Below are 21,218 nucleotides of genomic sequence, written 5' to 3'. Positions count from 1 at the left end.
GTGTTTGCTGACCGACGATTATTTCCTTAATCGGCCACGTACCCGGGATCATATGCTGATGATAGCGAAATGCCGTAATCTGGATCACTTATTATCTTAGTCGTTGCATTAGTTTTAATAATTTGTGAAATGCATCACCGGCCAGAGATTTTCAGCCAACCTGGCGTGCAATCCTATTGAATTATGCTTATTAAGCACCATCTCAATAAGAAGCACGCCGCAAACCTACAGGAGACGCCAGTGCGCTGGATACCACTCATTGCAATATTTTTATACGTTTACATCGAAATCTCGATTTTTATCCAGGTCGCCCACGTCTTTGGCGTCCTGCTCACGCTGGTGCTGGTGATCTTTACCTCCGTCATCGGTATGTCGCTGGTGCGTAACCAGGGCTTCAAAAATATTTTGCTGATGCAGCAGAAGATGGCCGCCGGAGAGAGTCCCGCAGCGGAAATGATCAAGAGCGTATCGCTGATGATTGCCGGGCTGCTGCTGCTGCTGCCGGGCTTCTTTACCGATCTGCTCGGCCTGCTGCTGCTATTACCGCCGGTGCAGAAGCTGCTGACCCTGCGCCTGCTGCCGCATCTGCGCTTCTCCCGGATGCCGGGTGGCGGGTTCAGCGCTGGCAGCGAGGGCGGTCAGACCTTTGATGGCGAGTACCAGCGCAAGGACGAGTACCGCGACCGTATCGATCATAAAGACGATAAATAACCGTAGGCCGGGTAAGCGCAGCGCTACCCGGCATTATTTAATGCACGATGGCGCGCTTGGGTAAAAACCACCACAGCGCCGCCAGCATAATAATGGCGTAGAGGCTCTTCCAGCCTACCATTGCCAGCAGCAGCAGACAGAGCAGGCCACCCACCGCCGCCAGCGCGCGATAGCGCCCTTTCAGCAAACGACATCCCGCCAGCATGCACAGCAGATAGATGATGATGAAAATGCCGTTGGCATAGATAATCAGCGCGTCGAGGTTAATCTTCAGCACGTAGATGGCCAGCGTGCTGATGACGCAGCAGATGAGTACCGCATTCAGGGCATTAAACGGGATCTGGCGTTTTGATAGCTGGGCCAGGCGACCCTGCGTGTTATACATCGCCTGGGACCAGACCAGACGGGCGAAGCTCTGAATGTAGATGTTAAGGCTGGCGAAGCAGGCCAGATAGCCAATCACGCAGGCGACCCACAGCGCCTTCTCACCAAACAACTGCACCACGATCCCCGGCAGCGAGGCCGCGGCAGCACGATCGGCGCCATAGGCGTCAAAGTGCAGCACAATCACCGTGCAGGCCCAGTAGACGAAGCCAGCCAGCAGCAGGCCGATCATCAGCGCGCGGGGGAAGTCCCGCTCCGGACGCTTGAATTCAGAGGCCAGGTGGGCAAACGCTTCCAGACCTACGAAGCACCAGAACATCACCGACAGGGCAGCAAACAGGCCAGACGCTTCGACGTCCTGCGGGGCAGGGAAGGGGATCTCAGCGATCGTCAGATCGCCATACCACCATACGGCGGCGATCAGCGCCACGATCAGCCCGGCGACCAGGGTTTGCAGATTGGCGCTGGAACTGGCCCCCCGCGTTCCCACCGCCCATACCAGCAGCAGTGTGCCCAGTTCCGCCATCAGCAGCAGCGGGCCGTGCCAGCCAAACAGCGCCTGCCAGAAGCCAGCGGCAATGTGCAGCGCGGCGGGCAGCCCCACCGGGATCACCGACAGAAACAGCCAGCCCGTGACGCGTTCCAGACGCGGACCAAACGCCATGCCGACAAAGTGGGCCACGCCGCCCGCGCTGGGGAAGTGCCGCCCGAGCAGGGCAAAGACAATCGCAATGGGGAAAACCAGGACGATCAGCACCGGCCATGCCCACAGACTATTATTACCTGCCACCAACGCCGCCAGTGCAGGCACGGCAAATACGCCAGTCCCTAACAGTGAGGTTGATAACAGCCCCACCCCCTGAGCCAGTCCCAGCTCCTGTTTTAAGCCACTCATCTATTCTTATCCTGCCCCTGTCCAAAGAACGATGATGGTAACACTTTCACAAATTTTTTTTCGTTGGCCCCTTGAAGGGTGAAAAGGCCATCCCCATCTCTCTCGTCACCAGCCGGGAAGCGAAAAGGAACCGGCGTCATCCATAACCGATACTGACTTTCTCAAAGGAGAGCTATCAATGAGTATTCGTCCACTACATGACCGTGTCATCGTCAAGCGTAAAGAAGTCGAGTCTAAATCAGCTGGCGGCATCGTTCTGACCGGTAGTGCTGCTGGTAAATCTACTCGTGGCGAGATCATCGCTGTCGGTAAAGGCCGCATCCTCGAAAACGGATCCGTGCAGCCGCTGGACGTGAAAGTCGGCGACATCGTTATTTTCAACGATGGCTACGGCGTGAAAGCAGAGAAAATCGACGATCAGGAAGTCCTGATCATGTCCGAATCTGACATTCTGGCAATTGTTGAAGCGTAATCCACGCGCGAACTGAACCATACGAATTTAAGGGAAAAAGAAAATGGCAGCTAAAGACGTAAAATTCGGTAACGACGCCCGTGTGAAAATGCTGCGCGGCGTGAACGTGCTGGCAGATGCAGTGAAAGTGACCCTGGGCCCGAAAGGCCGTAACGTCGTTCTGGATAAATCTTTCGGTGCACCGACCATTACTAAAGACGGTGTTTCCGTTGCACGTGAAATCGAGCTGGAAGACAAGTTCGAGAACATGGGCGCACAGATGGTGAAAGAAGTAGCCTCCAAAGCGAACGACGCTGCGGGCGACGGTACCACCACTGCAACCGTACTGGCTCAGTCCATCATCACCGAAGGCCTGAAAGCCGTTGCTGCGGGCATGAACCCAATGGATCTGAAACGCGGTATCGATAAAGCCGTTATCGCCGCTGTTGAAGAGCTGAAAACCCTCTCCGTACCTTGCTCTGACTCCCGTGCTATTGCTCAGGTAGGCACCATCTCTGCTAACTCCGACGAAACCGTGGGTACTCTGATCGCGCAGGCGATGGAGAAAGTGGGCAAAGAAGGCGTGATCACCGTTGAAGAAGGCACCGGTCTGCAGGACGAGCTGGACGTGGTAGAAGGTATGCAGTTTGACCGTGGCTACCTCTCCCCTTACTTCATCAACAAGCCGGAAACCGGTTCTATCGAACTGGAAAGCCCGTTCATCCTGCTGGCTGACAAAAAAATCTCCAACATCCGCGAAATGCTGCCGGTGCTGGAAGCTGTTGCTAAAGCAGGCAAACCGCTGCTGATCGTTGCTGAAGACGTTGAAGGCGAAGCGCTGGCGACTCTGGTAGTGAACACCATGCGCGGTATCGTTAAAGTGGCTGCGGTGAAAGCACCGGGCTTCGGCGACCGTCGTAAAGCCATGCTGCAGGATATCGCTATCCTGACCGGCGGTACCGTAATCTCTGAAGAGATCGGTATGGAGCTGGAAAAAGCAACCCTGGAAGACCTGGGTCAGGCAAAACGCGTTGTGATCAACAAAGACACCACCACCATCATCGATGGCGTGGGTGAAGAAGCGGCAATTCAGGGCCGTGTTTCTCAGATCCGTCAGCAGATCGAAGAAGTTACCTCCGATTACGACCGTGAAAAACTGCAGGAGCGCGTAGCGAAACTGGCAGGCGGCGTAGCGGTAATCAAAGTCGGTGCAGCTACCGAAGTTGAGATGAAAGAGAAGAAAGCCCGCGTTGAAGATGCCCTGCACGCAACCCGTGCTGCGGTAGAAGAAGGCGTAGTTGCCGGTGGTGGCGTGGCGCTGATCCGTGTAGCAAGCAAACTGAGCGAGCTGCGTGGCCAGAACGAAGACCAGAACGTCGGTATCAAAGTTGCGCTGCGCGCAATGGAAGCACCGCTGCGTCAGATCGTGCTGAACTGCGGTGAAGAGCCGTCTGTTGTTGCCAACACTGTGAAAGCGGGTGACGGTAACTACGGTTACAACGCGGCGACCGAAGAGTACGGCAACATGATCGACATGGGTATCCTGGATCCGACTAAAGTGACCCGTTCTGCTCTGCAGTACGCGGCCTCCGTTGCCGGTCTGATGATCACCACCGAGTGCATGGTGACCGACCTGCCGAAAGCTGACGCGCCTGACTTAGGCGGCGCTGGTGGTATGGGCGGCATGGGTGGTATGGGCGGCATGATGTAATCATGTTGTTCTGCACCTCGCAGAAATAAAAAGAAACCCTCGGGCAGAAATGTCCGGGGGTTTTTCTTTTGGTCATCTTTTTAGTATAAGGTTTAGACACGGACAGGTTGTGTCCAGCTGATAAGAACGAGGAATAAAATGCGCATGAAAGTTTCTGCAGGGATCGTAGGTGCGGCACTGCTGCTGGCGGGCTGTAGCTCTGGCAACGCCCTCACCGCAGGCGGACAGAGCGTTCGCTTTGTTGAAGATAAGCCGGGCGCGGAGTGTCAGTATATCGGCACCGCAACGGGCAAGCAGAGCAACTGGCTCTCAGGCCAGCACGGCGAAGAGGGTGGCTCCATGCGCGGCGCGGCGGTAGCGCTGCGTAACCACGCCGCTGAGATGGGTGGCAACGTCCTCTACAGCGTGACCAGCCCTACCCAAGGCTTTATGTCGAGCTTTGTCCCGACCGCCAGCGAAATGAACGGCCAGGTCTATAAGTGCCCGAACTGAGGGTGATGGCCGGATAATTTGTAGGCCCGGTAAGCGTAGCGCCACCGGGCGTGACTATTGAGTTAACTCTGGCGCAGCTGCAGATCCAGCGGCGTCTTGCTTGGCTCGCCGCCAATCTCCCGTGCCAGTCGTGGCACCATATAGCCTGATACCAGCGTCAACAGCTCGCGCATAATCTGGCGGGCTTCATCATCCGTCACCATAAAGTGCGCCGCGCCCTGAACCTTATCCAGCACGTGCAGGTAGTAAGGCATCACGCCCGCATCAAACAGCGCGTTGCTGAGATCCGCTAGTGTCTGGGCACTGTCGTTAACACCGCGCAGCAGCACGCTCTGGTTAAGCAGCGTCACGCCCGCAGTGCGCAGCGTCGCCATGGCCTGACGAAACGACGCATCAATCTCCTGAGCGTGGTTGATGTGGTTAACCAGCAGGATCTGCAGTGACGAGCGGGCAAAGCGTGACGCCAGCGCGTCGGTGATGCGCGCTGGGATCACAATAGGTAGTCGACTGTGAATACGCAGGCGCTTGACGTGCGGGATCGCTTCCAGCTGGGTCAGCAGCCAGTCCAGCTCATGATCTTTCGCCATCAGCGGATCGCCGCCGGAAAAGATGATCTCATCCAGCTCAGGATGCGCGGAGATATAATCCAGCGCGGCCTGCCAGTTGCGCTTGTTGCCCTGATTATCGGCATAGGGGAAGTGGCGACGGAAGCAGTAGCGGCAGTTTACCGCACAGCCCCCTTTTACCAGTAGCAGCGCGCGGTTACGGTATTTATGCAGCAGTCCGGGGACAACGCTGTGCTGCTCATCAAGCGGATCGGTGCTGAACCCTGGGGCGGCAACAAACTCGTCCTGCGAGGTAAGTACCTGTCTTAACAGCGGATCGTGGGGGTTGCCCTGTTCCATTCGGGCGACAAATGCTCGTGGAACGCGCAGGGCAAACAGGCGTTTCGCCGCCCGTCCTGCGAGCAGATTTTCATCGGCGTCTATATTTAACAGACGCAGTAGTTCATCCGGATCGGTAATTACATCGGCAAGTTGTACTAACCAATCTTCTCTGGATGGGGTATTTAGGGTTACAATATGCGCCATTTTGTGGCTTAGCTACCAGTTATCAATTTCAGAGGGCCTTATGGCGACTTACTATAGCAACGATTTTCGTGCTGGTCTTAAAATCATGATGGATGGCGAACCGTATGCGGTTGAAGCCAGTGAATTCGTTAAACCGGGTAAAGGCCAGGCTTTCGCCCGCGTTAAGCTGCGCCGTCTGCTGACCGGCACCCGCGTTGAGAAAACCTTCAAATCTACCGACTCCGCTGAAGGCGCAGACGTTGTAGATATGAACCTGACTTACCTCTACAACGACGGTGAGTTCTACCACTTCATGAACAACCAGACCTTCGAGCAGCTGGCTGCCGATGAGAAAGCGGTTGGCGAGAATGCGAAGTGGCTGCTGGATCAGGCTGAGTGCATCGTGACCCTGTGGAACGGCCAGCCTATCGCTGTGACCCCGCCGAACTTCGTGGAGCTGGAAATCATTGAAACCGATCCAGGCCTGAAGGGTGATACCGCAGGGACCGGTGGCAAACCGGCTACCCTCTCTACCGGTGCCGTGGTTAAGGTTCCGCTGTTCGTACAGATTGGCGAAGTGATCAAAGTTGACACCCGCTCTGGCGAATACGTCTCCCGCGTGAAGTAATTTATGCGCTAAGCCTGTCGGCGTGGCTCCCGCTGCGCCGATAGGTTTTTTACCCTCCTCTCGGCCTTACTTTCGCTCGAATTTTCTTAAAAAATCATCCTCTCCCGCCATTTTTTTGGATTTTGTCTATGCTTAAGTGGCTATACACAAATAACTTTGGCCTTAAAGGAAGATATTATGGTTAAGAAAACAATTGCAGCGATCTTTTCTGTTCTGGTGCTTTCTTCAGCATTGACCGCCTGTAACACTACGCGTGGCGTAGGTGAAGATATCTCTACCGGCGGTAGCGCGATCTCTGGTGCAGCAACCAAAGCCCAGCAGTAATCCCGGACGGTACGGCTGCTTGCCGTACCGTTACCTCACGCCCTCCGGCAGCGACAGGAACGGCGTAAAACGATTACACATCCCCAGCTTCATCCGAATATTGCGCTTGTAGGTGTAGACGGTTTTCCCGTTAATCCCGAGACGGCTGGCAATACAGTGATTATTTGTTCCTTCCATCCATAGCGATAATACCTTCTCCTCCTGACGCGTAAGCAGCGGCGCGGCGGTCTGTGGCTCAGCATAAATTGGTCGTGCCAGCAGGGCTGTATTAATTGATTGCGCGAGCATAGCCAGCGAGTCGGTCTTAGCCAGGCGGGCCGAGATCGGAAACTGCTGACAGTAATTTTCCATGTCGGCGTTATGACCGGACTGAAATAAAATAAGCTTGCTACGATCGCTGCATGCCATAAGCAGGGATGAGAGCTGTTGAATATGGTGTAGATCGCCAGCGAAACCGTAGAGATCGGCAATAACCAGATCCGGTTGCCACTGCATGGCATGCTCTTTTGCCAGCATCAGATTGTTCAGCCCGGTAACGACAACGGGGGTGGAAAATAAACCAGCTTGATTGAGCCATATCTCCAACCCTAAACGGGTGAAATAACAACGGTCAATCAAAAGAATTTTCAGCATGTCTTTATTCGCAGTCAGGATAGGGGTGACGGCTTACTGCTAGCAGAAAGCACACTATCATAGGGGGGTGCGCTAAAGGGTAAATGCGGGAACTCCGTTGCTAACTACCTCTATTTCTTGCTTTAAAGAGGCAAATCAGGGGGATTTATTAAAAAGTTGAAAAACAGTGCACCCCAGGCGACAATTCTTTCTTCACCTCAGCCTTGCGGGACGACCCACAAGCGCCATGTTTCACCGGGGACGGCCCCACAGTCGGGAGCCTGTTATGTCCTGGTTTATTCTATTTATTGCGGGTTTGCTTGAAGTTGTCTGGGCCATCGGCCTGAAGTACACCCACGGTTTTACCCGTTTGATCCCCAGCCTGATTACCGTCACTGCGATGATCGTCAGCATTATGATGCTGTCATGGGCAATGAAAACCCTGCCGGTCGGTACGGCCTACGCCATCTGGACCGGCATCGGTGCGGTTGGCGCGGCAACGGCAGGTATTCTGCTGCTGGGCGAGTCAGCCAGCCCGGCGCGGATCCTCAGCCTGGCGCTGATCGTTGCCGGGATTATTGGCTTGAAGCTCAGTACCCACTAGCGGTTCTGCGGCACCCAAATTAACTTCTCTACGGCAAATCCCTGGCGAGTAGCGGTATCCAGCAGCTGCTGTTTTACCTTGTCAGGGATAGTACGGGTGCGCGACAGGATCCACAGGTAGTCACGGTTCGGGCCGCAGACCAGCGCGTGCTGATAGTCCTTATCCAACGCAATCACGTTATAGCCGCCATAGAAGGGACCGAAGAAAGAGACCTTCAGCGCGGCGCGATCCGGGCTGCCGGTAAAGTAGGCCTTGCCGTCGGTGGACTGCCACATTCCCCGTGACGGGTTATAGCCTTTATTGATAACGTTCAGCCCGCCATCGTCCCGCAGCGTGTAGGTGGCGGTGACGTTAGTCAGCCCACGCTCAAAGCGATGGTCGAAGCGGGCGATCTCATACCAAGTACCGATATAGCGTTTGGCATCGAAATGCTCGACAACCGTTACGCCAGAGGGCGGAGTAGGGGAACTACAGGACACCACGACAAACGCAGCGGCAACGGCAGCAACAATGGGTAGAAGACGCATGGCATTTTCCTTACAGGCTTTTTGCTAAGTGTAGAACCTGACTAAAGAAAATCTATTTTTACAACGCAAGATATTTGCAGAATGCGATGCCCGGCAGCGTTTCGCCGGGCATTACAGCTGTTAAAGGGTAATAACGCCAATCAGCGTGACAACGCTTAAGATCGCCGCCAGGCCATAGAACACCCATTTACCGTGGGAAACGTGGATTTTAAGATCGTGCATGCCGTGATGAATGCGGTGCAGGCCGCACCACAGCGGCAGGACAATCATCAGAAAGATAAAGGCCCGACCAATGAGGCTTTGCGCAAAGGCCAGCACGCGATCGTAGCCCAGCGCCTCGCCCGGATAGAGCCCGAGCGGCAGCAGAATGCCAACCAGCAGCACGATGACCGGCGCGACGATTGCGCCCCACATGCCGCCTGCGCCAAACAGCCCCCAGAATACCGGCTCGTCAGCGCGTTTTGGGTTTGGATTAATCATGAGGCCTCCTTACCAGAAGAGTGCAATAAACAGGATCACCACGCTGACCAGCGCCGTGACGGCCCACAGCGCCATGATGACCGGCTGCGACCCCAGCTTCTCACCCTTCACGATGAGGGTGGCCGCTTTCGGGGCCAGCTCAAACCAGGTTTTGGTGTGCAGCAACGCGGCGGCAAGCGTCAGCAGATTCAGGATAATCACCACGGGGTTTTGCAAGAAGCCGACAAAGCCCGCCCATGACTCCGGGCCATGCTTCAGCGCAAACAGGCCGTAAATCAGTACGATGCTGAACCAGACCGTGGGCACGGAGGTGCCTTCGCGCAGCATGTAGAAGCGGTAAAAGGGCAGGCTTTTCCACCAGCCTGACGGCATCGGCTGCACCCAGGGTTTACGTTTCGTTGTCATCATGCGCTCCTTAGCGTGGTTTCAGGGTGGCGATCAGAAAGTCTTTTGAACTCTCTACCTTACCCTGCTGAATGGCCGCCGCCGGATCGACATGCTTCGGACAGACTTCCGAGCAGTAGCCGACGAAGGTACAGCTCCAGACGCCGTTCTCGCCGTTTAGCTGCGCCATGCGATCCCGCTTGCCGTGGTCGCGGCTGTCTTCGTTATAGCGGTGGGCCAGGGTAATCGCCGCCGGGCCGATAAACTCCGGATTCAGGCCAAACTGCGGGCAGGCGGCATAGCACAGCCCGCAGTTGATGCAGCCGGAGAACTGATGGTACTTCGCCATCTGCGCTGGCGTCTGCCGGTTAGGCCCCTGTTCCGGCGTGCGGAGGTTGCCAATGATGTAGGGCTTGATGGCCTCCAGGCTTTCGATAAAGTGGGTCATATCCACCACCAGATCGCGTTCAATGGGGAAGTTGCCCAGCGCTGCCACTTTAATGCCCTTGGTGTAGTCGCGCAGAAAGGTTTTACAGGCCAGCTTCGGCACGTTGTTCACCATCATGCCGCAGGATCCGCAGATGGCCATGCGGCAGGACCAGCGGTAGCTCAGGTCGGGCGCGAGGTTATCTTTGATGTAGCCCAACGCGTCCAGCAGCGAGGTCTGTTCATCGTAGGGCACCTCATAAAATACGCTGTGCGGAGCGGAGTCGACCTCCGGGTTGTAGCGCACCACCTCTACGTTCAGGTTTTTCATCTCAGCCATTCGCCTTCTCCTTGTTCTCGGCAGCTTCCGCTTCCCCACCGTAGACGCGTTTCGCCGGCGGCAGCGTGGTGATGTTGACATCGCTGTAGGCAAGGCGCGTTGTGCCATCGGCATCGCGGAAGGCGAGGGTATGTTTCAGGAAGTTGACGTCGTCACGCTCGGTGCAGCCTTCGTCCAGACGCTGGTGCGCCCCGCGCGACTCTTTGCGGGCCAGCGCGGAGTGCGCCATACACTCGGCGACGTTCAGCCCGTGTCCCAGCTCAATGGTGTAGAGCAGCTCGGTATTAAAGACGCTGGAGGTGTCGGTTACGCGCACGTGCTTAAAGCGCTCCTGTAGCTCTGCCAGCTTATCGACGGTTTTCTGCATCAGCTCCGGCGTTCGGTAAATGCCACAGCCCTCCTCCATTGACAGGCCCATCTCATCGCGGATCGTTGCCCAGCTCTCGTTGCCCTGCTGATTAACCAGCGCTTTCAGACGCTGCTCGACATCAACGGCCTGGGCGGTGAGGGCGCTATCGGCAGCGGTACCCACGGCACGAGAATGCGCAATAGCGCGCTCCCCGGCAAGACGACCGAATACCACCAGCTCCGCCAGCGAGTTTGAGCCGAGACGGTTAGCACCGTGCAGGCCGACCGAGGAGCACTCGCCCACGGCAAACAGCCCTTTAATGCGGGTTTCGCACCGGCTGTCGGTCTCGATGCCGCCCATGGTGTAGTGGGCGGTAGGACGAACCGGGATAGGTTCTTTCACCGGATCGACGCCGACATAGGCTTTAGCCAGCTCACAGATAAACGGCAGGCGCTCAAGAATTTTCTTTTCACCGAGGTGGCGCAGATCGAGATAGACCACGTCACCGCGCGGAGTGGCGATCGTGTTGCCCTTACGCCATTCGTGCCAGAAAGCCTGGGAGACCCTGTCGCGTGGCCCCAGCTCCATATATTTGTTCTTTGGCTCGCCCAGCGGCGTTTCCGGCCCCATGCCGTAGTCCTGCAGATAGCGGTAGCCATCTTTATTAACCAGAATACCGCCTTCGCCCCGGCAACCCTCCGTCATCAGAATGCCGGAGCCCGGCAGGCCGGTGGGGTGATACTGCACAAACTCCATATCGCGCAGCGGTACGCCGTGAGCCAGCGCCATTCCCATGCCGTCACCGGTGACGATGCCGCCGTTGGTGTTATAGCGATAGACGCGCCCCGCACCGCCGGTGGCCATCACCACCGCATTGGCGCGGATCTGCATCAGGGTGCCTTCCATCATATTCATGGCGACCAGGCCGCGAACCTGCCCGTCGTCCACGAGGATATCGAGGACAAAATGCTCATCGAAGCGCTGGATCTGTGGGAACTGGAGGGAGGTCTGGAAGAGGGTGTGCAGCATATGGAAGCCGGTCTTATCAGCGGCGAACCAGGTGCGCTCGATCTTCATCCCGCCAAAGCGGCGCACGTTAACGCTGCCGTCCGGACGGCGGCTCCACGGACAGCCCCACAGCTCAAGCTGGGTCATCTCCGTTGGACAATGGTGAACAAAATAGTCGACCACATCCTGCTCGCACAGCCAGTCTCCGCCGGCTACGGTGTCGTGAAAATGGTACTCAAAGCTGTCGTGATCCTGCGTGACGGCAGCAGAGCCTCCCTCGGCCGCCACGGTGTGGCTGCGCATGGGATAGACCTTTGAGACAAGGGCGATTTTCGCATTGGGATCCGCCTGGGCGGCCGCTATAGCAGCGCGTAAACCCGCACCGCCAGCGCCTATAACGACGAGATCGGCTTGAAAAGTGTGCACGACATTCCTCCAGATTGGCTGTAAACAGTTCCACTGCTCCATTATGGGTACGCCAGTATACCCGTAGGGATCTGAGGGAAATTTGACGTGTTCGATTTTTTTGCCGATCTTTGCAGCCGTTTTTTGCTCTGGCCCGTCACGAAAAAGGGTTCTGGTTGCGTAAATTTGCCGCACAGAATTTGTCTCCGGGTCCCCCGTCGAGTAGACTTCGTGCCCTTGTCTGACATCGGAGAACACACCATGAGTGAAACGGCAGCCTGGCGGCCGAGCGCATCTATTCCTAACCTGCTGAAACGTGCAGCAATAATGGCCGAGATCCGCCGTTTCTTTGCCGATCGCGGCGTGCTGGAGGTGGAGACGCCCTGCATGAGCCAGGCGACGGTCACGGACGTTCATCTGTTCCCGTTTAAAACCCGTTTTGTTGGCCCAGGCCACTCGCAGGGACTGGATCTCTATCTGATGACCAGCCCGGAGTACCACATGAAGCGCCTGCTGGCCGCGGGCTGTGGACCGGTTTTCCAGCTGTGCCGTAGCTTTCGCAATGAAGAGATGGGGCGTCACCATAACCCTGAGTTCACCATGCTGGAGTGGTATCGCCCGCACTATGATATGTACCGGCTGATGAACGAAGTAGACGATCTGCTGCAACAGGTGCTGGAGTGCCCGGCGGCGGATTCGCTCTCCTATCAGCAGGCGTTTCAGCGTCATCTGGATATCGATCCGCTCTCAGCCGACAAGCAGCAGCTGCGTGATGCTGCGGCCAGGCTGGATCTAAGTAATATTGCCGATCGGGAAGAGGATCGGGACACGCTGCTGCAGCTGCTCTTTACCATGGGCGTTGAGCCGCACATTGGCAAAGATCGCCCGGCGTTTGTCTATCACTTCCCGGCAAGTCAGGCGGCACTGGCGCAGATCAGCACCGAAGATCATCGCGTAGCGGAGCGTTTTGAGGTCTATTTCAAAGGCATGGAGCTGGCGAACGGTTTCCATGAGCTGACCGACGCCCGTGAACAGCAGCAGCGCTTTGAGCAGGATAACCGCAAGCGTGCGGCCATGGGCCTGGAGCAGCAGCCTATCGATTACAACCTGCTGGGCGCGCTGGAGGCGGGATTGCCGGACTGCTCCGGCGTGGCGCTGGGTGTCGATCGTCTGGTAATGCTGGCACTGGGCACAGAGACCCTGGCCGAGGTGCTGGCCTTTTCAGTCGACAGAGCGTAAATAACCAAGCCGGGTAGCACTCTGCTTACCCGGCCTACATGGTTGTACCGAGATAGTGCAAAATAAAATATTACTTTTTGTGCTAATTGCCCACTTCATCTTTTGCTTTCCCTCCTGAAGTCACAATTTAAACCTACCGCTTTGTTACTATCCAGCCGTTCATTTGGGTAACTTTTTTACCCTCTCTTTCACCAGACAGCAGGGATAGATCTATGAGCGACAATCTTAAAAAGATGAGCCTGATGGGGCTTGTTCTCATGATATTTACATCGGTTTTTGGCTTTGCTAACAGCGGCAGCGCGTTTTACCTGATGGGCCACAGCGCCACGCCCTGGTATATCTTTGCAGCCCTGTTCTTCTTCATTCCTTTTGCCTTGATGATGGCCGAGATGGGGGCCGCCTACCGTAAAGAGGAGGGCGGGATCTACTCGTGGATGGAGAACAGCGTCGGGCCACGCTATGCGTTTATCGGCACCTTTATGTGGTTTTCATCGTACGTCATCTGGATGGTCAGCACCGCCGCGAAGGTATGGGTTCCCTTCTCTACTTTTATCGTGGGCGCGGATATGACGCAGCGCTGGCACGTCGCTGGCTTACAGCCCACGCAGGTGGTGGGCGTGCTGGCCGTTGTCTGGATGGTGGTAGTGACCTTTGTGGCGGCTAAGGGTATTAATAAGATCGCCAAAGTCACCGCCGTCGGCGGGATTGCCGTCATGTGTCTTAACCTGGTGCTGCTCTTTGCCAGCATTGCGATTTTACTGCTTAACGGTGGGCATTTTGCTGAGGCGATCAACTTCACTGCCTCGCCGAATCCAGGCTATCACTCCGATCTCTCTATGCTGTCGTTTATGGTCTTTGCCCTGTTCGCCTACGGCGGCATTGAGGCGGTAGGCGGTCTGGTGGATAAGACCGAAAACCCCGAGAAAAACTTCGCTAAAGGCATTATCTTTGCCGCCGTGGTGATCTCCATCGGCTACTCTCTGGCTATTATTCTCTGGGGCGTCAGCACCAACTGGCAGCAGGTGTTAAGCACCGATTCGACCAACCTTGGCAACATAACCTACGTGCTGATGGAGAGCCTGGGCGCAACGCTGGGCAACGCGCTGCATCTGTCGCCTGAGGCGGCTAGCCTGACCGGCGTCTGGTTTGCCAGAATAACCGGCCTGTCGATGTTCCTCGCCTATACCGGGGCGTTCTTTACGCTGATCTACTCCCCGCTGAAGGCGATTATTCAGGGGACGCCGAAAGAGATGTGGCCCGCGCCGATGACGCGATTAAATAAGAGCGGCATGCCTGAGACGTCAATGTGGCTCCAGTGCCTGCTGGTGAGCCTGATCATTCTGCTGGTCTCGTTCGGCGGCGGTACGGCATCGGCGTTTTATAACAAAGTGACGCTGATGGCGAACGTCTCCATGACGCTGCCGTACCTCTTCCTGGCATTGGCGTTTCCCTTCTTTAAGGCCAAAACGGATCTGCATCGGCCCTTTGTGATTTTCAAATCTCGCGGTACGACGCTGGTGATGACCGGCATTGTTGTGCTGCTGGTGGCCTTCGCCAATATTTTTACCGTCATTGAGCCGGTGATTGAGAAAGGGGATTTGAGCAGCGCTCTGTGGATGGCGGGCGGGCCGATCTTCTTCTCGCTGCTGGCGCTGGGGCTATATGAGCGTTACCAGCGGCGCATCAGCCGCGTGGGTAGGTTGTCACCCCGCTAAAAAAACGCCGCAGCGGTTAAGCTGCGGCGTTGTGATTAAACGTGATGACTACAGGCTACCCGATGGGCGCTGGCCGCGTCCGGCAGAGCTTAACGTCCTGGCGGCGCGTTTGCCGTCGAGAGACTCCAGACGCATCTGGAACGGCGGGAACGGCAGGTCGATGCCGTGCTCGCGGAAACCCTGCAGGATCAGCTGATGGATCTCGTGACGCAGCGGCATTCGGTGGCCCATCTCGGCGGCGTAGATACGCAGCTCAAAGAGCTGAATACCCTGCTGCAGATCCACCAGGAAGACCTCCGGCGGCGGGTTATCGATCACCAGCGAGCAGCGCTCAGCGGCGGTGTAGAGCAGCTGCGTAACCTCTTCGCTGTTGGCATCCGAGGGCGCGGGAACGGTAAGCACCACACGCGTCACCGAATCCGACAGCGACCAGTTGATAAACTGCTCGGTGATAAACGCCTTATTCGGCACGATGATCTCTTTACGGTCCCAGTCGCTAATGGTAGTAGCACGGGTATTGATCTTCGTTACGCTACCGGTGAGATCGCGAATGGTCACGGTATCCCCAATGCGGATCGGCTTCTCAAACAGGATGATCAGGCCAGAGATAAAGTTGGCAAAGATCTCCTGTAAACCAAAGCCTAATCCCACACCGAGCGCCGCGACCAGCCACTGTAATTTAGCCCACTCAATACCGATCATAGAGAAGCCCACCAGGCCACCGAACAGCATCAGCAGATATTTGGTGATGGTGGTGATGGCGTAGCCCGTTCCCGGCGTCAGGTCGAGGTGCTGGAGCAGCGCCAGCTCCAGCAGGGCTGGCAGGTGCCGCACCAGCTGGGTGGTGATGATAAATACCAAAATGGCGATCAGCACTGCACCGAGGGTGATCGGCTCCAGGCTCTCGACGCCCTGTACCGTCGAGGTAACGTCCCACAGGGAGATATTCTCCAGGAAGCCAAACGCCGAGTGGATCTCTGACCACAGCACAATCACCGAGAGCAGGGCGATCAGCATCAGAATTGAGCGCACCAGCCGCAGCGACTGGGCGCTGATGGCATCGAGATCCAGCTCGCTTTCGTCTACCTCTACCGCGCCTTCCGTACTGGTCGAGTGGGCCTGCTCCTCCTCGCCGCGGGCGCGCTGGGCCAGGATCTCTGCCCGGCGATGTCTTGCGCGGTCAAAGGCCAGACGACGGCGCTGGATCAGCATCCAGCGGCGGATGATGTGATACACCACCAGCAGCAGGAACCAGATCGCCACCGAGGTCTCTAGTCGGGCCAGCAGCGCCTGGGCGGTTGCCAGATAGCCCACGGCCGCCGCCAGCATCGCCGCCAGCGGGGCGCTCAGCAGCAGGTTCCACAGCATGCGGTTAACCATGTTGTCGCCGCTGCCGGTCTTATCGACGTAGAGCGGGATCCCGGCGCGTTTCAGGCTCAGCGTCACCACGGCCAGCGCGCCGCAGATCAGCATAAAGCAGAGGCGGCCAAGGGAGCCGGAGAACTCGCGGTCGCTGAGATTATCAAACATGATCAGCGCCATAATCAGCGGCACGATCAGGCCGATACTCATCAGGTAAGAGCGCAGGCCGCGTGCCACCCGGCTGCGCGGCCAGCCAAAATGCACGACAAACAGGCCGGTCGGGCGGGCGAAGGTGGCGCAGATCATCACCACCCACAGCAGCGGCACGGTAGCGGTGACGCCATCACCGATCGCCACCGCCAGCGGATAGGGCCAGGCGGATCGCAGACCGTAGCCGAGCGTCGCCCACAGCACCGGCAGCGGGGAGGCCACAAGAATCGACCAGAACACCGTGCGCAGCGTGAGCCAGAAGTGATCCTGCGTCACTTTGCCGACCTTCGCGCTGGAGCGCTCCAGGAAGCGAGTAAAGTGCTTGCGGGAGTAGACGCTGAAGCCCACCAGCACCAGCGCGGCAAACAGCGGTAGCAGCGTCTCCTTGCTGGTCAGCATCATCATCGTCGCCTTGCCGAGCTGGTTTACGGTATCCAGCGAGATGAGGCGGCGCAGATCCTGCACAATCTCAATCGGCCAGCTGAGCGTCATCGGGCTGACGTCGGCGGTCCAGAAGAGATAGCGGTGGGTGGCTTCGTTGACCTCTTTCAGCGCATCCTCAAGCTGGCTGTTGGAAACCTTCAGCTTGGTCAGCTCCAGGATCAGCGTGTCGCCTCCCTGCAGCAGAGAGGTGAGCAGCTCGCGCTGGGTACGCAGCTGCGCCTCCAGGATACGGCTCTGCTCGGCGGTTAGCGGCTGCCCATCCGCCTGGTGGATCTGACGCAGCTGAGGCTGCTTGTTGAGCAGATCCTCATAGTGCATGCGGTGCACTCGCAGCTGGGCCATCTCGGTATCCAGCTGCTGCGGCTTCGGCATCTCCGGCAGGCGGGCCACCTGGGCACGCAGCGCATCGCCGAGCATGTTGGAGACCCCCAGCCACTGGGACTGCTCGCGCAGCGTATTCAGGGCCTGGCGTACCTGCAACGTCTGACCGGTCGCCTGGCGCTGCTGGGAGGCCACCAGATCCATCCGCTGGGCCTGCTGGTTGAGCGCCTGCGACAGCTCGCGGTTGATTTTGAACTGGTCAACGATGCCTGCAGGCAGGTTGGCGCTGTTCTCTGCCAGCAGCTCGGTGCTCTCCAGCGCCTGCTCGGCCTCGCGCTGACGCTGGCTGTTAAGCTGATTACGCAGCGCCTGAAGATAGGTATCCAGCTGCTGGGCCTGCTTCTGGGCCAGCTCGGATCGCATCCGTGCCAGCTCCTGGCGGTTATTTGCCGACAGCTGGGCAAGCTCCAGTTCATCCACCTGGGCCTTCAGCCTGGCAGACGCTGCCTGTGCGCTCAGGGTTTGCGCCTGGGCCAGCGCGGTGGTGCCGGTCTGCGTGCCGATGCGGCGCTCGACTTCGCTTAGCTGACGGCGGGCGTCGGTCTGCTGCTGCGGAAGCTGGCTTAAGGAGTCGTTGATCTCCCGGGCGCGCTCCTGCTCCTGCTGGGCCTGGCGCGTTTTTTCCAGCAGCTGGCTGCTGACCTGGAGGATCTCCTGGTTTAAGGCATCGGTGGTGATGCCTGCCGGAACGGCTTTAGGCTCGTCGCGCAGGTTGTTGAACTGGCTACGCAGCGTCTCGGAGAGTTTGGGGAAGTCGTCGATGACCTGCTGATACTGTTTAGCGCGCTCAAGGGAGCCGTTACGCTCCTCAAGGGCATTCAGCGCGGACTGGAGCGCCTCCACGGTTTCCGCCTGCTCGGGTGAGGCGGCGGCCGCTTTAGCCTGCTCCAGCTCCTGGGTGATCTGTTTGGCGTCGGGGATCGTCGCAGCGTACGCCCCCGCGCTGAGGCACCAGGCCATCAGAAATGCGATAATCAGGCGCACGTTGCTATACCTTTGTAAATTAAACCTTTGTTAGATCAAACCGGGTCTTTGTTGTCGTCTACCAACGGGTTGGCGTCGTGCTCGGCGTCAATCTCTTCCTGCGGCAGCGGGGTAGGGGTGACATCCGGGGCAACGGCCTCGGTAGAGTAAGCCAGCGGCTCGCCGATTTTAGTCACCGACAGGCTCTCTAAATGCTCTGCCAGCGCGACGCTGCCCGGTGCGAAGAGGTTGATCACCGTTGAGCCGAGCTTAAAGCGACCCATCTCCTGGCCCTTCAGCAGTGCCACAGCACCTTCGCTTTCACCTTCTGGCCACGTCCAGCGTTTGATAATGCCTTCGCGCGGCGGCGTGATGGTGCCCGCCCAGACGGTTTCGATGCTGCCAACAATGGTCGCGCCAACCAGAATCTGCGCCATCGGGCCGAATTCGGTGTCGAACACACAGATAACGCGCTCGTTACGGGCGAACAGGTTCGGTACGTTGCGCGCGGTGAGGTGGTTAACCGAGAAGAGATCGCCCGGAACGTAGATCATCTCGCGCAGGATGCCGTTGCAAGGCATGTGGACGCGGTGATAGTCACGCGGCGACAGATAGGTGGTCGCGAAGCTGCCGTCACGGAACTTGTCCGCCAGCAGATAGTTACCGGCCAGCAGCGCCTCAAGACTGTAGTGATGACCTTTGGCCTGCAGCAGCTTGTCGTTTTCGATACGGCCCAACTGGCTGATTACGCCGTCGGCAGGCATCACCAGCACGCTGGGATCGGTGTTAAGCGGGCGGACTTCGTCGCGCAGCGGGCGCACAAAAAAGTCGTTAAAGGTGCGATAGCTGGCGGTATCCGGCTTTTGCGCCTCCTGCATATTAACCTTGTAGTATTTGACGAACAGGTCGATGACCAGCTTGGTAAGCCATCCCCCGCGTTTGCTTGCGCCCCAGCCCGCGAGGCGAGTGAGCCACAGTTTAGGCAGAATGTATTGAAGCGAAAGTTTAAATGAGTCTAACAAGGTAGCCTCCAGGCTAGTGTTTTGGTCGTTCCTGATCCGCAACGCAGCAGCGGACCCTTAAAAAAAGGGGACGATTTTAGCGATGCTCAGCTTAATTGTCAGTCGTCGGATTCAGAAAAGTTTTTACGCGTTTTTACCTGCGCCATGCTCTCCAGAATACGGTGATAGTTTTCAAACCGGGTTTCAGCAATCTCGCCTTTATCAACGGCTTCCCGGATCGCGCAGCCGGGATCGCTGCCGTGCTTGCAGTCACGGTATTTACAGTGACCGAGATAGTCGTGGAATTCGACAAAGCCGCGGGTGATTTGTTCCGGCTCCAGGTGCCAGAGACCAAATTCCCGTACGCCAGGGGAGTCGATCACATCCCCGCCGTGCGGGAAGTGATAGAGCCGAGCCGCGGTAGTGGTGTGCTGGCCGAGCCCCGAGTTATCGGAGACGTCGTTGGTCAGGATCTCTTCCTGTAATCCCAGCAGGGCGTTCAGCAGGCTCGATTTGCCTACCCCGGACTGGCCGGCAAAGATGCTGATACGATCGGTCAGCGCCTCTTCCAGCGGTTTTAAGCCGTCCTGGGTGTGACTGGAGACCATCAGCACGCGATAGCCAATCTTACGGTAGACATCCATCTGCTCGTCCACAAACGCCCTGCTTTGCTCGTCCAGCAGGTCAATCTTATTGAGTACGATGAGCGGTTCCACGTCCAGCGTTTCACAGGCCACAAGATAGCGGTCGATGATGTTAGGCGACAGCTCCGGCAGAATGGCAGAGACAATGATGATCTGATCGATATTGGCGGCGATGGGTTTTACCCCGTCATAAAAATCGGGGCGGGTCAGCACCGACGTGCGCTCATGCACTGCCTCAACGATGCCTTTTACGTTAACCCCTTCAGCAGCGGCCTTGCCTGGACGCCAGACCACCCGGTCACCGGTAACCAGCGAACGGATCGTGCGGCGGATGTTACAGCGGTGGACGTGGCCATCGGCGGCTTCAACGTCGGCGTGCATACCAAAACGGCTAATGACAATCCCTTCGGCGGTTTCGCCAAACAGGTTATCGTCGTAATCCGGCTTCTCCGTAGACGTTTTAAGCCGACGCTGGTGGTTTGCTTTCACACGGCGCTGCTGGCCTTTGGAGAGTTTATTTTTACTCAATCGTACTGACTCCTGGTCGCCCCTGATGGGCAAAACCTCTATGATAGATGCTAATTTAGATAATTATAGTCGTGCGAGATGGGTGGAAAATAGCATGAGTGCAAATGAAAACAACCTGATTTGGATCGATCTTGAGATGACCGGGCTGGATCCCGAGCGCGATCGCATTATTGAGATCGCAACCCTGGTCACCGATGCCAACCTGAATATTCTGGCAGAAGGCCCGGTAATTGCCGTGCACCAGTCAGATGAACAGCTGGCGCTGATGGATGAGTGGAACGTACGCACCCATACCGGCAGCGGACTGGTGGAGCGGGTTAAGGCCAGTACCCAGGACGACCGCGCCGCCGAACTGGCGACTATTGCTTTCCTGAAGGAGTGGGTCCCGGCAGGGACATCCCCTATCTGCGGCAACAGCATCGGTCAGGATCGTCGCTTCCTGTTTAAGTATATGCCCGAGCTGGAAGCCTACTTCCACTATCGCTACCTCGATGTCAGCACGCTGAAGGAGCTGGCTAAGCGCTGGAAGCCGGAGGTGCTCAACGGCCTGAAAAAGCAGAACACGCACCAGGCGCTGGATGATATCCGCGAATCGGTAGCCGAGCTGGCTTATTACCGTGAGCATTTTATTAAGCTGTAAGCGCAACATGCCCGGCGGCAAAGGCTTGCCGGGCCTACGGTATGCGTTCCGATGTAAAAATGTGCAATGTGACGAATATTGCAGCGTTTGAACTTAATTTCGCAAAATTCGCTTTGTAGGGGGTTGCAGCTAAAATGATTTCTCGTATAATGCGCCTCCCGTAACGATGAGAAATTAACGTTACGACAGCAACAAGTTTGCGGGAATAGCTCAGTTGGTAGAGCACGACCTTGCCAAGGTCGGGGTCGCGAGTTCGAGTCTCGTTTCCCGCTCCAAAACTTGATTAGCCG

21 protein-coding genes and 1 tRNA gene are annotated in these 21,218 nt (G+C 57.2%); 11 read left to right on the top strand and 11 right to left on the bottom strand.

The genetic code is table 11. From position 1 onward, the window contains the following. Positions 1-240: 240 nt before the first annotated feature. The gene (locus EV102420_RS02955; protein ID WP_042388713.1) at positions 241-711 is read left to right on the top strand and encodes an FxsA family protein; all 471 of its coding nucleotides are present in this window, start codon (positions 241-243) and stop codon (positions 709-711) included. Between the two features lie 37 nt (positions 712-748). On the opposite strand, the gene yjeH is transcribed toward EV102420_RS02955, so the two are convergent. Continuing rightward, positions 749-1,990, bottom strand: coding sequence for an L-methionine/branched-chain amino acid transporter (yjeH, locus tag EV102420_RS02950; RefSeq protein ID WP_042388710.1), 1,242 nt, complete (start codon positions 1,988-1,990; stop codon positions 749-751). 178 nt (positions 1,991-2,168) lie between these two features. On the opposite strand from yjeH, the gene EV102420_RS02945 reads away from it, so the two are divergent. The 3 genes from EV102420_RS02945 (at position 2,169) to EV102420_RS02935 (ending at position 4,644) form a co-directional block, all read left to right on the top strand. Then, the gene (locus EV102420_RS02945; RefSeq protein ID WP_042388708.1) at positions 2,169-2,462 is read left to right on the top strand and encodes a co-chaperone GroES; all 294 of its coding nucleotides are present in this window, start codon (positions 2,169-2,171) and stop codon (positions 2,460-2,462) included. A 43-nt stretch (positions 2,463-2,505) separates the two neighbouring features. Further along, positions 2,506-4,152 carry a chaperonin GroEL gene (gene groL / locus EV102420_RS02940; protein WP_042388705.1) on the top strand — a complete coding sequence of 549 codons (1,647 nt, stop codon included), beginning with the start codon at positions 2,506-2,508 and terminating at the stop codon, positions 4,150-4,152. A gap of 138 nt (positions 4,153-4,290) precedes the next feature. After that, positions 4,291-4,644, top strand: coding sequence for a DUF4156 domain-containing protein (locus EV102420_RS02935; RefSeq protein ID WP_042388702.1), 354 nt, complete (start codon positions 4,291-4,293; stop codon positions 4,642-4,644). Positions 4,645-4,706: 62 nt separating this feature from the next. On the opposite strand, the gene epmB is transcribed toward EV102420_RS02935, so the two are convergent. Continuing rightward, positions 4,707-5,735, bottom strand: coding sequence for an EF-P beta-lysylation protein EpmB (gene epmB, locus EV102420_RS02930; protein WP_042388699.1), 1,029 nt, complete (start codon positions 5,733-5,735; stop codon positions 4,707-4,709). 40 nt (positions 5,736-5,775) lie between these two features. On the opposite strand from epmB, the gene efp reads away from it, so the two are divergent. Further along, a complete protein-coding gene (gene efp / locus EV102420_RS02925; protein WP_042388697.1) occupies positions 5,776-6,342 on the top strand; it encodes an elongation factor P in 567 nt (188 codons plus the stop codon). A gap of 177 nt (positions 6,343-6,519) precedes the next feature. Beyond that, positions 6,520-6,666, top strand: coding sequence for a lipoprotein toxin entericidin B (ecnB, locus tag EV102420_RS02920; RefSeq protein WP_042388694.1), 147 nt, complete (start codon positions 6,520-6,522; stop codon positions 6,664-6,666). A gap of 30 nt (positions 6,667-6,696) precedes the next feature. On the opposite strand, the gene EV102420_RS02915 is transcribed toward ecnB, so the two are convergent. Further along, complete coding sequence (locus EV102420_RS02915) at positions 6,697-7,299, bottom strand: response regulator transcription factor (protein ID WP_042388691.1); 603 nt, start codon at positions 7,297-7,299, stop codon at positions 6,697-6,699. A gap of 265 nt (positions 7,300-7,564) precedes the next feature. Between EV102420_RS02915 and sugE the strand changes: the two genes are divergently transcribed. Further along, positions 7,565-7,882 carry a quaternary ammonium compound efflux SMR transporter SugE gene (gene sugE / locus EV102420_RS02910; protein WP_042388690.1) on the top strand — a complete coding sequence of 106 codons (318 nt, stop codon included), beginning with the start codon at positions 7,565-7,567 and terminating at the stop codon, positions 7,880-7,882. Here sugE and blc read toward each other — a convergent pair. The 5 genes from blc to frdA form a co-directional block, all read right to left on the bottom strand. Then, on the bottom strand, positions 7,879-8,409 hold the full coding sequence (gene blc / locus EV102420_RS02905; RefSeq protein WP_042388688.1) for an outer membrane lipoprotein Blc: 531 nt from the start codon (positions 8,407-8,409) through the stop codon (positions 7,879-7,881). The two genes, sugE and blc, sit on opposite strands and share 4 nt — an antisense overlap. A 120-nt stretch (positions 8,410-8,529) precedes the next feature. Further along, the gene (gene frdD / locus EV102420_RS02900) at positions 8,530-8,889 is read right to left on the bottom strand and encodes a fumarate reductase subunit FrdD (protein ID WP_042388687.1); all 360 of its coding nucleotides are present in this window, start codon (positions 8,887-8,889) and stop codon (positions 8,530-8,532) included. A gap of 9 nt (positions 8,890-8,898) precedes the next feature. Further along, the gene (gene frdC / locus EV102420_RS02895) at positions 8,899-9,294 is read right to left on the bottom strand and encodes a fumarate reductase subunit FrdC (RefSeq protein ID WP_042388685.1); all 396 of its coding nucleotides are present in this window, start codon (positions 9,292-9,294) and stop codon (positions 8,899-8,901) included. A 10-nt stretch (positions 9,295-9,304) separates the two neighbouring features. Further along, positions 9,305-10,039, bottom strand: a complete 735-nt coding sequence (locus EV102420_RS02890; RefSeq protein ID WP_042388683.1) for a succinate dehydrogenase/fumarate reductase iron-sulfur subunit — start codon at positions 10,037-10,039, stop codon at positions 9,305-9,307. Continuing rightward, positions 10,032-11,822 carry a fumarate reductase (quinol) flavoprotein subunit gene (gene frdA, locus EV102420_RS02885; protein ID WP_042388681.1) on the bottom strand — a complete coding sequence of 597 codons (1,791 nt, stop codon included), beginning with the start codon at positions 11,820-11,822 and terminating at the stop codon, positions 10,032-10,034. Before frdA ends, EV102420_RS02890 begins: the two co-directional genes overlap by 8 nt. A gap of 240 nt (positions 11,823-12,062) precedes the next feature. Between frdA and epmA the strand changes: the two genes are divergently transcribed. After that, positions 12,063-13,040, top strand: a complete 978-nt coding sequence (gene epmA / locus EV102420_RS02880; RefSeq protein WP_042388679.1) for an elongation factor P--(R)-beta-lysine ligase — start codon at positions 12,063-12,065, stop codon at positions 13,038-13,040. Positions 13,041-13,252: 212 nt separating this feature from the next. Continuing rightward, entirely contained in the window at positions 13,253-14,755 is a 1,503-nt protein-coding gene (gene yjeM, locus EV102420_RS02875) for a glutamate/gamma-aminobutyrate family transporter YjeM (protein WP_042388675.1), read from the top strand. A gap of 48 nt (positions 14,756-14,803) precedes the next feature. On the opposite strand, the gene mscM is transcribed toward yjeM, so the two are convergent. The 3 genes from mscM to rsgA all read right to left on the bottom strand — a co-directional run bounded on the left by mscM (position 14,804) and on the right by rsgA (position 20,288). Next, positions 14,804-18,136, bottom strand: a complete 3,333-nt coding sequence (gene mscM / locus EV102420_RS02870) for a miniconductance mechanosensitive channel MscM (RefSeq protein WP_042388674.1) — start codon at positions 18,134-18,136, stop codon at positions 14,804-14,806. 35 nt (positions 18,137-18,171) lie between these two features. Then, the gene (gene asd, locus EV102420_RS02865) at positions 18,172-19,137 is read right to left on the bottom strand and encodes an archaetidylserine decarboxylase (protein WP_042388671.1); all 966 of its coding nucleotides are present in this window, start codon (positions 19,135-19,137) and stop codon (positions 18,172-18,174) included. 98 nt (positions 19,138-19,235) lie between these two features. Continuing rightward, positions 19,236-20,288: a small ribosomal subunit biogenesis GTPase RsgA gene (rsgA, locus tag EV102420_RS02860; protein ID WP_042388670.1), complete on the bottom strand. Its 1,053-nt coding sequence runs from the start codon at positions 20,286-20,288 to the stop codon at positions 19,236-19,238. Positions 20,289-20,382: 94 nt separating this feature from the next. On the opposite strand from rsgA, the gene orn reads away from it, so the two are divergent. Together orn and EV102420_RS02850 are read left to right on the top strand one after the other, a co-directional pair. Then, positions 20,383-20,928 carry an oligoribonuclease gene (gene orn / locus EV102420_RS02855; protein WP_042388667.1) on the top strand — a complete coding sequence of 182 codons (546 nt, stop codon included), beginning with the start codon at positions 20,383-20,385 and terminating at the stop codon, positions 20,926-20,928. 199 nt (positions 20,929-21,127) lie between these two features. Then, a tRNA-Gly gene (locus EV102420_RS02850) sits at positions 21,128-21,203 on the top strand. The last annotated feature ends 15 nt before the right edge of the window (positions 21,204-21,218 follow it).

The organism is Pseudescherichia vulneris NBRC 102420, assembly GCF_000759795.1.
In the GTDB taxonomy this organism is placed as follows: domain Bacteria; phylum Pseudomonadota; class Gammaproteobacteria; order Enterobacterales; family Enterobacteriaceae; genus Pseudescherichia; species Pseudescherichia vulneris.
Note: the sequence above shows the minus strand (reverse complement) of the source record. Positions and strands in the feature narration are given on the sequence as shown.